At 59.1% G+C, this 12,663-nt stretch carries 17 protein-coding genes and 2 riboswitches; of the genes, 9 read left to right on the top strand and 8 right to left on the bottom strand.

What is annotated here, in order from left to right; genetic code table 11:
- Positions 1-69: 69 nt before the first annotated feature.
- A complete protein-coding gene (locus GMET_RS01225) occupies positions 70-834 on the bottom strand; it encodes a DUF4350 domain-containing protein (RefSeq protein WP_004513560.1) in 765 nt (254 codons plus the stop codon).
- A gap of 268 nt (positions 835-1,102) precedes the next feature.
- Here GMET_RS01225 and GMET_RS01220 point away from each other — a divergent pair, with 268 nt between their 5' ends.
- The 4 genes from GMET_RS01220 to GMET_RS01205 all read left to right on the top strand — a co-directional run bounded on the left by GMET_RS01220 (position 1,103) and on the right by GMET_RS01205 (position 5,148).
- Positions 1,103-2,761: an ArnT family glycosyltransferase gene (locus GMET_RS01220; RefSeq protein ID WP_011365640.1), complete on the top strand. Its 1,659-nt coding sequence runs from the start codon at positions 1,103-1,105 to the stop codon at positions 2,759-2,761.
- 19 nt (positions 2,762-2,780) lie between these two features.
- The gene (locus tag GMET_RS01215; protein WP_004513558.1) at positions 2,781-3,527 is read left to right on the top strand and encodes a dolichyl-phosphate beta-glucosyltransferase; all 747 of its coding nucleotides are present in this window, start codon (positions 2,781-2,783) and stop codon (positions 3,525-3,527) included.
- A 101-nt stretch (positions 3,528-3,628) separates the two neighbouring features.
- Positions 3,629-3,705, top strand: a riboswitch (cyclic di-GMP riboswitch).
- Between the two features lie 69 nt (positions 3,706-3,774).
- Entirely contained in the window at positions 3,775-4,725 is a 951-nt protein-coding gene (locus GMET_RS01210) for a DUF4382 domain-containing protein (RefSeq protein WP_011365638.1), read from the top strand.
- Between the two features lie 75 nt (positions 4,726-4,800).
- A complete protein-coding gene (locus GMET_RS01205; RefSeq protein ID WP_004513556.1) occupies positions 4,801-5,148 on the top strand; it encodes a transcriptional regulator in 348 nt (115 codons plus the stop codon).
- A 70-nt stretch (positions 5,149-5,218) separates the two neighbouring features.
- Here GMET_RS01205 and GMET_RS01200 read toward each other — a convergent pair whose 3' ends face one another.
- A complete protein-coding gene (locus GMET_RS01200; RefSeq protein ID WP_004513555.1) occupies positions 5,219-5,779 on the bottom strand; it encodes a nucleoside deaminase in 561 nt (186 codons plus the stop codon).
- A 128-nt stretch (positions 5,780-5,907) separates the two neighbouring features.
- A complete protein-coding gene (locus GMET_RS18205) occupies positions 5,908-6,153 on the bottom strand; it encodes a DUF3553 domain-containing protein (protein ID WP_011365637.1) in 246 nt (81 codons plus the stop codon).
- 418 nt (positions 6,154-6,571) lie between these two features.
- Here GMET_RS18205 and GMET_RS01195 point away from each other — a divergent pair, with 418 nt between their 5' ends.
- Both GMET_RS01195 and GMET_RS18710 read left to right on the top strand, forming a co-directional pair.
- Positions 6,572-6,772 carry a cold-shock protein gene (locus tag GMET_RS01195; RefSeq protein ID WP_004513554.1) on the top strand — a complete coding sequence of 67 codons (201 nt, stop codon included), beginning with the start codon at positions 6,572-6,574 and terminating at the stop codon, positions 6,770-6,772.
- A gap of 138 nt (positions 6,773-6,910) precedes the next feature.
- Positions 6,911-7,063 carry a hypothetical protein gene (locus GMET_RS18710; protein WP_004513553.1) on the top strand — a complete coding sequence of 51 codons (153 nt, stop codon included), beginning with the start codon at positions 6,911-6,913 and terminating at the stop codon, positions 7,061-7,063.
- A gap of 36 nt (positions 7,064-7,099) precedes the next feature.
- Here the strand turns inward: GMET_RS18710 and GMET_RS01190 are convergent, their stop codons facing one another.
- Both GMET_RS01190 and GMET_RS01185 read right to left on the bottom strand, forming a co-directional pair.
- Entirely contained in the window at positions 7,100-7,582 is a 483-nt protein-coding gene (locus GMET_RS01190) for a GreA/GreB family elongation factor (protein ID WP_004513552.1), read from the bottom strand.
- A complete protein-coding gene (locus GMET_RS01185) occupies positions 7,579-8,466 on the bottom strand; it encodes a CvfB family protein (RefSeq protein WP_004513551.1) in 888 nt (295 codons plus the stop codon). The genes GMET_RS01190 and GMET_RS01185 overlap by 4 nt, the downstream gene beginning before the upstream one ends.
- A 140-nt stretch (positions 8,467-8,606) precedes the next feature.
- Here GMET_RS01185 and GMET_RS18705 point away from each other — a divergent pair, with 140 nt between their 5' ends.
- Entirely contained in the window at positions 8,607-8,783 is a 177-nt protein-coding gene (locus GMET_RS18705; RefSeq protein ID WP_004513550.1) for a hypothetical protein, read from the top strand.
- A gap of 87 nt (positions 8,784-8,870) precedes the next feature.
- Here GMET_RS18705 and GMET_RS01180 read toward each other — a convergent pair whose 3' ends face one another.
- Together GMET_RS01180 and GMET_RS01175 are read right to left on the bottom strand one after the other, a co-directional pair.
- A complete protein-coding gene (locus GMET_RS01180) occupies positions 8,871-9,395 on the bottom strand; it encodes a glycine zipper family protein (RefSeq protein WP_004513549.1) in 525 nt (174 codons plus the stop codon).
- Positions 9,396-9,399: 4 nt separating this feature from the next.
- The gene (locus tag GMET_RS01175) at positions 9,400-9,780 is read right to left on the bottom strand and encodes a hypothetical protein (protein ID WP_004513548.1); all 381 of its coding nucleotides are present in this window, start codon (positions 9,778-9,780) and stop codon (positions 9,400-9,402) included.
- Positions 9,781-10,057: 277 nt separating this feature from the next.
- Positions 10,058-10,134: riboswitch (cyclic di-GMP riboswitch) on the top strand.
- Positions 10,135-10,192: 58 nt separating this feature from the next.
- Here GMET_RS01175 and GMET_RS01170 point away from each other — a divergent pair.
- Positions 10,193-11,038 (top strand): hypothetical protein, encoded by an 846-nt coding sequence (locus GMET_RS01170; RefSeq protein WP_004513547.1) that lies wholly within the window; start codon positions 10,193-10,195, stop codon positions 11,036-11,038.
- A gap of 16 nt (positions 11,039-11,054) precedes the next feature.
- Here the strand turns inward: GMET_RS01170 and GMET_RS01165 are convergent, their stop codons facing one another.
- Complete coding sequence (locus GMET_RS01165; protein WP_004513546.1) at positions 11,055-12,017, bottom strand: NADPH:quinone reductase; 963 nt, start codon at positions 12,015-12,017, stop codon at positions 11,055-11,057.
- Positions 12,018-12,189: 172 nt separating this feature from the next.
- On the opposite strand from GMET_RS01165, the gene GMET_RS01160 reads away from it, so the two are divergent.
- The gene (locus tag GMET_RS01160) at positions 12,190-12,600 is read left to right on the top strand and encodes a DoxX family protein (RefSeq protein ID WP_004513545.1); all 411 of its coding nucleotides are present in this window, start codon (positions 12,190-12,192) and stop codon (positions 12,598-12,600) included.
- Positions 12,601-12,663: the final 63 nt, after the last annotated feature.

Genomic DNA, 12,663 nt, shown 5'->3' with positions numbered 1-12,663 from the left:
TCCATTATGGGGGAAACTGAAGAGAGAGGCAAGGCGGCCCGTGAAGACCGCCCGGGCTAATACCGCTGATTACCTTCCTGCCAGCCAGTGGGCCAGGTTACGGGCCAGGCGGGTGTTGTTTTCGTCCAGGTACCGGTTCTGGAAGATGGCGTCGTCGCCAAAGATGAGGATGCGACCGGAGCCGATGCTCCCTTCCGCAACCACCGTGAAGCGGTCCGCCGCATCACCGGCTGACAGTTTGCGGTTCCCGTCCAGGTCGACCCAGGCTTCGGCGCTGGTCCGGGCAAGGGAGGTCAGGCCGTTCAAGGCCCAGCCGCCATAGAGGCTGAACTGCTCCAGCCCGCTGAAGAGGGGATGGGTCGCCAGGTCCCGCACCCGGAAGGTGATGTCGTTATCGTCAATGACGTTCTGGCGCTCGTGGAGGACGCTGTTGGAGAAGTCACCCCCCACCCGGTGGATGAGCCCGGCAAGGGGGTGCCCGATGTGGAGCATGAGGGCAACCCGTCCCCCGCGCTCCAGGAAGCGGATCACCGCATCCACCTCCTCCGACGCCAGGGGCTCAAAGGGACCGGAGATCACCAACGCCGCCGCCTTGGCAAGTGATTCGTCGGTGAGACGCTCCCGACCGGTGGTTACCTGCAGCCCCTCCTCCCCAAGGGTAGCCGCCAGGCCAGAAAGGTGCAATTCACCTTTCTGCTCAACGAGAAAACGCTGGCCGTGCCCCTGGTCAACCACCACCAGCGGCCCGGCCCCCCAGGAGACAATCGCCGAAGAAAAAATCATGCAAACTGCGGCACCGACCGACAGGACCGCTCTTTTCACTGATGCGAACATGGTTACCCTCCACAAAAGGACTATTTAGGTCTTATTTGTACCATTTTAGTTTTTCGCAATGCAAGCACTATCTTACACGATGCTCAAAGATTGGCAGGAGATATAATTGCGTGCTCCCCGGCAGGCTGCCGAGAAGGGTTCCCGTCACTTTTGCGGAAACCACGATGATTGCCGGCAGACTGAACCCCTTTCCCTTTCGGATTGCCTGTGATAAAGGAATCACAGGAACCGGATGGTGTTTAATGAAAGGATAAGGGGCATTGGGGCAATGACAGGGGATAAGCGGACTTTCCAGCTGCCGGGCATAGGCAGGATAAAATCGGTCGACGCGGCACTTGTACTGCTGCTGATTGCACTTGCCGCTGCGTACAGCGTTTACGGCTTGCGGCAGTACGATGTCGTATCGGCCGACGGCGCCGGTTATGCCAGCTCGGGGAAAGCCTTTTTCAAAACCGGTGATCCCCGCTGTTTCGGGACGCTATTCCCGCCGCTGTATCCGTTTCTCGTGGGCCTGTTCAATCTGGCACTCGACAATCTCGAAACCTCGGCCAGGATGGTTTCCGTCTTTTTCAACGCCCTTACCCTGATCCCCCTCTATGGCCTCGCCCTGGACCTCTGGGGGAGGCGCGCCGCCCTGTGCGCGTCCATCCTGTTCATCACCCTCCCCTTTCTGCACGGCATGTCCGGCATCGACATCACTGAACCCACGTACACCTTCTTTGCCCTTGCCGCGGCGTGGGCATTCAGAAGATGCCTTGCCGCCCGCGGCAAAGGCACAGCTTTCGCCGCCGGAGCGCTCCTCGGAATCGCCTACCTGGCGCGCCCCGAAGGATTCATTGTCGCCGCGGCATTTGCCGGCATCCTGCTCCTACTGCTTTTTCTTCCCCCCCGGAAAGGGTGGATGGGGCAGGCCCTGCTTCTGGCGGTTTTCTGGTGCGGATTCCTGGTGCCGGCCGCACCGTACATGAATTACCTCCACAACGTGACCGGTGCCTGGCAGTTGAGCGGCAAGACGGGCCTGAACTCCAGCATTATTCGCGAATACCGGGGCGAAACCCCTCCCGACCAGCACATGCGACTCAACGAGCAGGGGCAGGAGGTAGGGGGAGGCAATTCGACGCTGCTTGACCTGATGAAGGAATCCCCGGATATTTTCTGGGGCAATATCCGCGATAATCTCCACGCCCTCCCCCGGGAACTTGCCGGCACCTTTCCGTGGTTCCTGTTTGTGCTGTCATGCATCGGGTACCTGTGGCTCCCCCGCTATGAACCGGAGGATGGGGGAGAGCGCGCGGCACCCGCCCGCCAGGGGCTCATGGACCGCCTGCTCCTGGCTTCCGTCTGCTCGCCCCTGGCCCTGTATGTGGTGTATTTTGTGCAGCCCCGGGGATTTTACGCCTATGTGCCGGTCTTCCTCATGGCAACGGGGGGCGGCCTCGCCCGGATCGATTCATGGGTCCGCCGGATTACCCCCCTGGAAACGGGAATCGTCCTCCCCATCGTTGCGGTTCTCGGGCTTTGGTACGTCTACAGCGGCATCCCCGCGCCAAAGCCCCCCTACCACTACACCCAGGACGGCGCCCGGTATGACGACAAGCAGGTCGGGCTCCGGCTAAGAAGCATCATTCCCCCGGGGGCGACAATCATAACCCGTTCCGGCAGGATCGGTTTCTACTCCCAGCGCGCCTACCTGATGCCTCCCCAGGGAAGCCTCGCTGAAATAATCGCCTTTGCCGACAAGAATCATGCGGACTACCTCATTGCGACAATCCAGCTCCTCTCCATGCGCCCCCAGCTGGAGATACTCTATCAGCCCCTTTTCGGGACGGGCGGCAATGCCCCGCCTCTTCCCGGCATTGAAGCGGTCTACATCGGCCAGGAGCCGGGCGGACTCCCCTATATTGTCTACCGGTTTGTCCGGCAGTGACATCTTGTCTGGTGGCCCCGTGAAAACTCCATTCCTGTCATTCATCATACCTGCCTACAACGAAGAGCAACGCCTCCCATCCTACCTGGAACGGGTAATCGGGTTTTTCGCGGGGCAGTCCTATTCATTCGAGATAGTTGTCGTGGATGACGGCAGCTCCGACGGGACGGCGGCGCTGGTGAAAGCGCTCATGGCGCAGCATTCCTGCCTGCGGCTGGAAGCGCTCGACCGGAACAGGGGGAAGGGGTTTGCGGTAAAAACCGGGATGAGCGCCGCGAAGGGCCAACTCCGCGTTTTTGCCGATGCCGATGGGGCAACGCCCGTCGAAGAGATCCGACGGCTGCTCGATGCCCGTGAGCAAGGGGCCGACATTGCCATCGGCTCACGGGCCATGAGGTCCGACGAGTGCATCGTACAGGGAAGGGTACACCGCAAAATCATGGGAACGGTTTTCAACGGGCTCATACGAGCCCTTGCAGTACGGGGCATTCACGATTCCCAGTGCGGCTTCAAGCTCTTCACGGCCTCTGCCGCCGAAGACATTTTCCCGCGGCAAAGGATTACCGGTTTCGGGTTTGACGTGGAACTCCTCTTCTTGGCCCGGCGTTTGGGGTATGTGGTCGTTGAGGTGCCGGTAAACTGGTCTGATGTGGAGGGGACAAAGGTTCGCCTGGTACGGGATTCCTTCCGGATGCTCGGCGAAGTGCTGCGGATACGGTTCACCAACCTTACCGGAGGCTATGGAGACATCCCCGGCAAAACATAACTAATCATTTCATCATCGTATCCTCCTCCCCCTATATCCCGCGAACGCAGCTTGACTTCACCCGGACGGCCGGTATACTTTCCATTACAAATCAACGTGATACACGACAATACTAAACCATCCGCGAGGATGGGGCGGAAAGCCCACAGGGTCTCACCGAGACAGCCGGGTTGCCGAAATGTCACCACATTTTCGACAGCCCGGTTTTTTTGTGCTATGGCACTGAAAAATCGGGGAAAGGAGATTCATGATGGTACAGATGAGATCCGCTCTGAAAACAATGGTGTTCTTTGCTGTCGCGACGCTGGCTCTGGTCCAGTTCCAGGGGTGCAGTGGCGGGGGAGGCGGAGGAGGGACAGCCTCAACCGGTACACTGAAGGTTGCCTTGACCGACAAACTGAGTGACGATTTTGCTGAAGTGAGGATAAAAATCAAAGCTGTCAAAATCGTACCGGTCGAATATGACCAGAATGCATCCGACGACGACCCCCTGCTAATCACCATTCCGCTTGCTGAACCATCCCCCAGCTTCAACGTTCTCGACCTTGCCTATGTCCAGGAACTGCTCGGCACGGTAACCCTTCCCGTGGGAACCTACAGCCAGGTCCGCCTGATCCTTGAACCAAACGTCAATGGGCAGAACCCGGTCAATTACGTTACCCTCAAATCCGACCCGAACACAAAGATTCCCCTCAAGACGCCCAGCGCACAACAATCGGGACTCAAGGTGCTTGGCAGGTTTGTGGTTGAACCGGGGGTGATCAACGCCATCGCCATCGACTTCGATCCCAACACCGCCATTGTTGAACGCGGCAACACCCCGCAAAACGAAAAATATATCCTGAAACCTACGGGAATACGGATAATCCAGATGGAGGATGTGATTCCAGCCTATGGGTCAATTTCCGGCACGGTCGTTTCCCCGTTCGCAGACTGGTCGAGCGCCACGGTGTCGGTGAAACGCCGCGGCGCCATCAACGACGTGAATCCCATCGCCGCCGGCACGATCTTCAGCAACTACACGAGCGGCACGTGGCAGGCCCCCTTTGCGGTATTTGTTCCGCCCAGCACCGCGACAGTCGCCTACAAGGCATTCGTCGCCGCCAACGGTTTCCAGCTCTATTCGTCCGCCGCCGTTTCCGTCGCATCCAAGGCAACCACCGACCTCGGCGCCATTCATCTGACCCCGACACCCTGACGCCCGATACGGGGGAGGCCATGAAAGCCTCCCCCGTTCTTTCCCCCATCAGAGGAGGTTCCCGTGGGAGGCCCCATGAAACAGATACCGCGGAAACCAGCCGTACCGCGCCCTGCCCAGGAAACGGCCCGCCACGCCGTCATGGAGCTGATTCGCGATCACCCCCTCTCCGCCAGAGAGATTTCGAGCCAGGCACATTTGGCGGAAAAGGAGGTCTATAGCCACCTGGAGCATATCCGTCTCAGCATCCACGCCAGTGGAGGATACCTGGAGGTCACCCCTGCCGAATGCCGCGCCTGCGGCTTCGTATTCGCCAAACGCGACCGCCTCACCTCCCCCGGCAAATGCCCCGTCTGCCGCGACGAGTTCATCTTCGAACCGCTCTTCGCCATCCGCCAGCGACAGGGGCACGGCCAGGAGTGAGAATACCTCCTGATTCTTCAGGATCCTATCCGAGCTGATCCGACAATCCGAAGCAACTCGCGGGCAATGGCTACCGCCGGTTGTAGAGGATACCCCCCCGCTCCCGGTAGAGTTCCAGCACCCTCTTCCCTTCTTCACGCATGAAACCCCTTTCAATCTCGATTCCACGCTCCTTCAGGTAGCAGTACGACTCAGGATACACCGGCCCCTCATCGAAGCCGATTGCCCGGGCGTCGTCGGCCGCAGCGGCACACACCAGTCTCTCCACCCCACTCCAGAGGATCCCCCCGAGGCACATGGCGCACGGTTCACAGGAGGAGAACAGCTCGAAACGTCCCCTGACTGCCAGGGTATAGGTCCCCAACACCGCTTCGGCCGCCATGATGGCCACCATCTCGGCATGGAGTACGGAGTTCATGCCTGCAACCACGAGGTTCACCCCCACACTCACCAGCTCGCCGCTTTCCCGGTTGAATATGGCCGCACCGAACGGGCCTCCGGTCCCCTCTTCCACATTGCTCCGAGCAAGACTGATGGCAAAGGCCATTTTCTCGGCATCCCCTGCAAAAATGCCCGAATTCCCCACGGACGTCCGGGCCCATTCGGGCAACGGCATCGACAGATGCAGCATCAGGTTACCCCCTTCACCCCAAAGGGCTTTCGGTCCATATCAACGATCTGCACAGAGACAGAAAAGGCGACCTATTGGTCGCCTTTTTGAATTAAGTATATATCTATTCCTAGAATAAACTCTCGTAATTATATCTTCTTTTTGCTTGCCCTGGGTGCCCGGGAAGGTTTTGCCACAACAGGAACTTCAACAGGAGGCAAATAAGAGCCAGGAGCAGCAGGCTCCAACGTACTGAAGTGAGATACTGCAATTTTCCGTTTTATACCGTCGCTGAACTGTATCATCGCCAAGGTGGATGTTATTTCCAGAACCTTACCGGCGCCCCATTCCTGGCCTCTCGGGTGACTTACAATGTTTCCGACTTTGATTGTCATTGTCTCATACCGCTTTCTTTTTGTAGAGGTGAATGAGTCATAATTCTCAACTCACAAACCTGCCCTTACGAATAAAACCCGAAAAATCACCAACACAGTCTATAACTTGTTTCTATAATATACGACAAGATTCTGAATTAGCAAGGAATCTTGACGTTAATTTATTACTTTGATATTGACACGATCATGAACAACGCTGACAACAGTCACTATTTGCGCAGTTGCACGATTATGGCAACTCGCTAATGAGAGGCATGATTACAAATTGCACCTCAGACTTGGCGCATTAAATTAATGAGGCCCATGTCCAGATAAATATAATAGATTGACTTCATCAGAACAAAGCTGTTACTGTCGAAAAAACATCCGGCATGATGCCGGACAAAAACAACAGGAAGTATCAGGAGAAAGTAAGCACATGGTAAACGGAACAGTAAAGTGGTTCAACGACAGCAAGGGTTTTGGATTTCTCGAGCAGGATAACGGTGAGGATGTGTTCTGTCACTTCTCCGCCATCGCGGGTGACGGATTCAAATCCCTTACTGAAGGCGATAGGGTAACGTTTGAAGTAACCAAGGGGCCGAAAGGTCTCCAGGCCGCGAACGTAACCAGAGTATAACAACCCTCCAGCAGACCTCAAAAGCCCCGGGAAAACCTCGGGGCTTTTTTGTTTCGGCAATTGCCGGCACCCCAAGGAATAGACACCTCGGGATCATGTCCCTCACGCCCCCTATCCCATGCGCGCAGGAGTGAATCGATGGCAAAACCCAATTTTCAGTTTCAGAAACGGCAGAAGGAATTAGAGCGGAAGAAAAAGAACGACGAAAAGCTTCAGCGCAAACTGGCAAGAAAAGACTCCCTCCCTGAAGAAGTCTCCGGACAATCCACCGAAGAGGAAGAGGCGAAATAACGAACGACAGCCAACTGATTGGCCGGACTTCAATCCTCAGCAGACCTCGACGACCGTGAAGGTTTTTCGCGTCCCCCCCATGCCCGCTTGCAACTGATCCCCGACTACTTTGCCGAGCAGGACGCGGCCCAAGGGTGACTGCGGGGTTATGACTACGATCTCCCCCTCGCCGTCGGCGATTTTGAGTCCACCCGCTTCCGGACCGAGAAAGACACGCCGTGCTTCCCCATCCTCATCCTCCAGGATAACCAGGGCCGTCAACCGGATCGGCGTTTCGTCGTCGAATTCGCGCAGTGCCAGCACCCGATAGCTCTCCAGCGCCATCCGGATCTCCTGGGCACGGTTCGCCTGCCCCTGGGCAACGTATGATGCCTCCAGCGCCGTGGTGTCGTACTTGTTGTCGGGTATGCACTCCTCGTGGGTCGCTGCCTCGTGGGCGAACCGGGCTGCGGTGGCGAGGACAGCAAGATCGGCATCGAGGGCCGCCGTAATCTGGTTCAGCAACTGCTCTTTTGTCATGGCAACGGACGGTCCCTTTCCGGGGACTGGCTGTTGGCCGTACCTTTCCCCGTCAGCCTAATTCCCTCATCGTTCAAGGTCACCAGACCGTCCTTGTAGAGACCCCCCACCGCCTTCTTGAAGCTCTTCTTGCTCATGCCCAGAGCCTTCTCGATGGCTGCCGGTGAGCTCCGGTCATGAAGGGGCAAGGTGCCGCCATGGGCAGCCAACGCCGCGAGGATGGCATCCCGTGCGTCCGACACCGCCTCGGCCCCCACCTTGCGGAGGGTGACATCGAGCCTGCCGTCTTCGCGCAGTCGCTTCACATAACCGGACAGCGGCATGCCGACAATGGCCCCGGCCGGCAGTTCGTCCCGGTAGAGGAGGGCGGGATACCGGTGATTGACAATGACCTTGGCGCCCAGGTCGGTGAACTGCCAGACGAGCAGGTCCACCGCATCCCCTTCACGCAGGTCGGGCCGCCCGCGGTCAAGGCAGTCGTCGATACGGGCATTGGCAAAAGGGCGCCCCTGCGGGTCGAGATCGACCTTCACGAGGTAGCTCCTGGCGACCTGCATCCGCTCGGGCTGGAGGCGATACGGCGCCAGCAGATCCTTTGCCAGGCCCCAGTCGAGGAACGCCCCGTGGGAACCGACCGACTTGACCGTCAGCAGCGCAAACTCACCGGCCTGGGCCAGCGGGAGACGGCACGTGGCCTGCAACTCTCCAACCCCGTCCTGATAGAGAAATACGTCCACCGGGTCACCGGGGGACGATTGGGGCGCCTCCCGCCGGGGCAGGTGCGCCAGGCGCCCGCCGGCCTCCAGCCAGACGCCTTGCTTGTCAACGCGGACGACCTTCAGGGTGTGCAGACGACAGAGTCCAGGCTGTTCAGTGTATTCCATGCTATCCTCCACGGATGTCTCAGTGCTTGTTCCACGCAGGATAGCATGGGACTCCGGGACGTTGTAAGGCTAATCTTTCCCCTCGGTAAACCTCTTCCCCGGTGGTATAATAAATTCAAGAAGAAGGGAGGCGAAGGATCATGAGAACCGAGAGATGTGATATCAAGGTTTGGAGCGGTGCCTGTGAACACGGCTCTTTCAGCGACAAAGAAGAAAAGTATCTCTGCGAAGCATGTGAGACGATTCCCAAGCTCGACCATGAAGTAAGGAGAGACGGTTTTGTCCATGTGAGCGGTGACGCTGACATGTTGAGCTAGGGAGGAAGATGGTTCGGACACAAAAGGCCATACCCTGAAACGGGTCTGGCCTTTTGCATCTGCATGCCGACAGGGGAAAACGGGAGATCAGGGAACGTAGTCAGGCGGCACGGAATACCTGTCGGGAGATGATGGCGACGGGGCGACCCTCTTCAGCCGGTACCGGTGCACCCGGCCGGGAACCTGGTTCCCCTTGGCATACATGCACTGCACGTACGCGTAATCATATTTCTGCTGCGCCTCCCATCCATACGCCTCCCCAGCGCCGGAACCAGACGCCGTCCCCACGAGCAACCCGCTGCCGGCGCCAATGGCCGCGCCCGCAGCCGGATGGCCGGCCGCGGCTCCGAGGAGCGCACCGGCGCCGGCGCCTATCGCCGTTCCCACGGCGGCACTTTGGGCGGTATTCTGGTTGACCGTCTCCTGGGCGGAGAGGCCGATCTGTTGCCCGGCCCACTGCCGGCAGGTCGCGTCTTCCACCTGGAACTGCTCGAAGGGTTTTCCCGGGGCCGGCAGTACCAGTACGCTCGGACCGGACGGCACCGTCGCACACCCCCCCAGCACCATCAATGCCGCCACTGTCGCATATCTTTGCAACCAATTGACTACCATGGCATCACTCCTCCTCTTCCTCCGGTGGATTTTCAGGAGGAACAACCTTCATCCACCCCTTTGGGCACTTTTTCACATCGGGATAGTATCCCTTCGCTTCCTTGCAATAATACCAGTAACGGGGTTCCTCCGCCTCGGGCGCGGGGGCCGGTTCGACGTAGAGATCGGATGGGGGCTGCACGATTACCGGCGGCGGATAATAGGGATAATAGCCGTAGCCGTACGGTCCCCACCATCCCGGCCACCACGCCCCCGGCCCCACATGCACGCCGAACCTCACCCCTCCTCCATGATGCCCGTAATAACCGCCCCGCGCATGGGCAGGCAGGACATTCACCATGAGCGCAACCGTCAACGCGAAGATACCGCACGCGATCCTGTACATACAAGCCTCCTTCCATCGTCGTGATTTACGCCTCGCCTCCGATTACCCATCGAGGGTTCCACGAAGACGTTATTATTATAAACGCTCGACAGATTATCGTGTTGACAAAAAATGACAACGACCATGGTCCCCCTGCGAGGGTGTATGTTCCCGATCTACCGGCAAAATCAAAATCCAGCATGCTCGGGAGGGGGAAAAGTTTGCTCCTGTCAGGTTGACATGCCGAGTGGGAGGGGGTAAAAAGGATAGCTCAACGAATCAAATCAGGTTTCAGAATAGACGACAATACTAAACCATCCGCGAGGATGGGGCGGAAAGCCCATAGGGTCTCACCGAGACAGCCGGGTTGCCGAAATATTTTTTCGGCGACCCGGCTTTTTCGTTTTCTGGAACCACGCAGGAGGTACAAATCATGAACAAGAAAATCCACAACATGGCGGTATTTATCGAATTCCTCGTCGGGTCCGGCTTGGCGATCTTTTTCCACTGGGTACTCCGCCACGAGGAGGTCGCCTACGTCACCTTTGCCGTGGGCGTGCTCCTCTCCCTCGCCACCTGGCTGCTGCGGGAAGATGTGGAGAAATCACGGGACGCCCTCATCGAGCAGTACCGGGAGGCCCACGAGATCCCTGCGGCCATCGCCCGGATTTGCGATGCCGAATGCCATGCCCGGGCCACCGAGTTGATGGCCTCGACCCGGCGGACGCTCCTCATGCTCGAAAAGGGGTACATCCCCCTGGACGATACCGAGTTCTATCTGGAAGGGGCCAAACTCTCCGACGCGGCAACCCACTCCGTCAAGGCGGTGGACCCCATGACCCCCGGGTGGGGAAACCGCGGCACCCTCCTCAACTTCTACCAGGCCAATCTCCGCGCCCTGGGGCAGGGAGTGGCCATCACCCGAATCTTCGTCGTCAACCGCGACGATCTTGCCGACCCTGAAGTGCAAAAGGTGCTCCTCGCGCAGCATGGTGACGGCGTCAACGTGCGGGTCGCCTTCCGCGACGAACTCCCCGCCGCCACCGACATCAACGGCCGGGACACCACCGGCTCCTGCAACTTTGCCATCTACGACGACCAGGTGGTGACCGATGTCTTCGCCCAGCCAGGGAAATATTACGGGCGCAAGACAGCCCAGCACGCGGAAGTGGAGCGGTATCAGCGGCTCTATGAACTGATCGGGCATAGTGCCCATCCCCTTGCGCTCGACGAAGGGAACCTCACGATCTCCTCGGAGGTGTATGCCATCGCCTCGTGAGTGCCGTCTGCCCCACTCACGGAAGCAGCACGATCTTGCCGAAGGTGCTCGACTCCATGACCGCGTGATGGGCCTCAGCCGCGGCGGCAAGGGGGAGCTCCCGGCTCACCACCGGCCTGAGGGTGCCGTTGGCCAGCCCCTCGACAAATGCCGCATGCATGCCGGCCAGTTCCTTGTCGCTGGCGTTGTAGAGGGTCATGCCAAGGATCGCGGCTTCCTTTCCCATGGCGGTGCGGGGATCGATCTCCACCCGGCCGCGGCTGCCAACCACCACCACCCGGCCCCCCTTTGCCAGCACCCCAAGGTCACGGTCCAGGTTCACGTTGGCGAGCATCTCCACGATAACGTCCACCCCCTTGCCGCAGGGGAACTCCTGCAGCCTGTCCAGATACCCCTCGACACGGTGGTTCAGGACATGGTGGGCACCCTGGGCCCTCACCAGCGCCTCGCCCTTCTCCGTGCCGGCGGTACCGATCACCCACATGCCGGCCCTCCGGGCGAGCTGCACCGCCGCAATCCCCACGCCGCCGCTCGCGCCATGGATCAGCACCGTTTCCCCTGCCACCGCATGGGCACGCTGGAACAGCGCCCGGAATGCGGCGCCATAGGGGACGCCGATGGCCGCGCCCTGGGCGAAGCTGACCCCGTCGGGAAGCGGATGGGTCTGGAATTCCTTGCAGAGGACCTCCTCCGCATAGGTACCGCTCAGGGACCAGGCGACATAGACCCGCTGTCCCACGTGCCGGTGCTTGACTTCCGAACCGACGGCACTGATGACGCCGGCCCCGTCGAGGCCGGGCGTGTAGGGAAGTTTCAGGTCAGGGCGGTACTGGCCGGAGCGGATATAGGCATCAACCGGGTTCACCCCCACGGCGTGCAGCCTGACCACGACCTCTGCCGGTCCCGGGGTCAGGGGGGCCACGTCTTCTAGCCCCATCACTTCCGGTTCGCCAAATTCACGCACTCGAATAGCTTTCATGATGATCACCGATTCCTTTATCTCTTTTGGCTCCTTTTGATTCCCATTATATCACCGCCAGCAGTGACCGGCAGAGATGCTGGTAAGCAAGCCGCATTTCCGAGGGTTGCGGCAGACACAAAAGAGACTAAAATAGTCTTAAAGCACACGCTGCCGATAAGGAGGTCTCACCATGAAATCGTTCATGTCACTATACAGTTCCTACTGCTACGCGCTGATGAGGATCGTTACCGGTTTTCTGTTCCTGTGGCACGGCTCCCAGAAGCTGTTCGCCTTCCCAATCGGAATGCCGGGTGACGTTCCCGCATTCCTCACCTACGTTGCCGGCCCCATCGAACTGATCGGGGGATTCCTCGTGATGATCGGCCTGTTCACCCACTGGGCAGCCTTCATAACCAGCGGGGAGATGGCCGTTGCCTACTGGATGGTGCACGGGACCACGGCGCTCCTGCCGATCCAGAACAAGGGGGAGCTTGCCGTGCTCTACTGCTTCGCGTTCCTGTTCATCGCCTCGCAGGGGGGCGGCATCTGGAGCATTGACTCCTCGATGCACGGTGCCAGAAGGAAGGCTCCCGGCCGCTAGGCCGGCAGTGCGAACGCTCCGCAGTTCACACCTCTGAGAGGAGAGCAATCAGGGAGAGGCTAC

Source organism: Geobacter metallireducens GS-15 (assembly GCF_000012925.1).
Classification (GTDB): Bacteria; Desulfobacterota; Desulfuromonadia; order Geobacterales; family Geobacteraceae; genus Geobacter; species Geobacter metallireducens.
The sequence above is the reverse complement of the archived record's forward strand: the minus strand, read 5'-3'. Positions and strand labels throughout refer to the sequence as shown.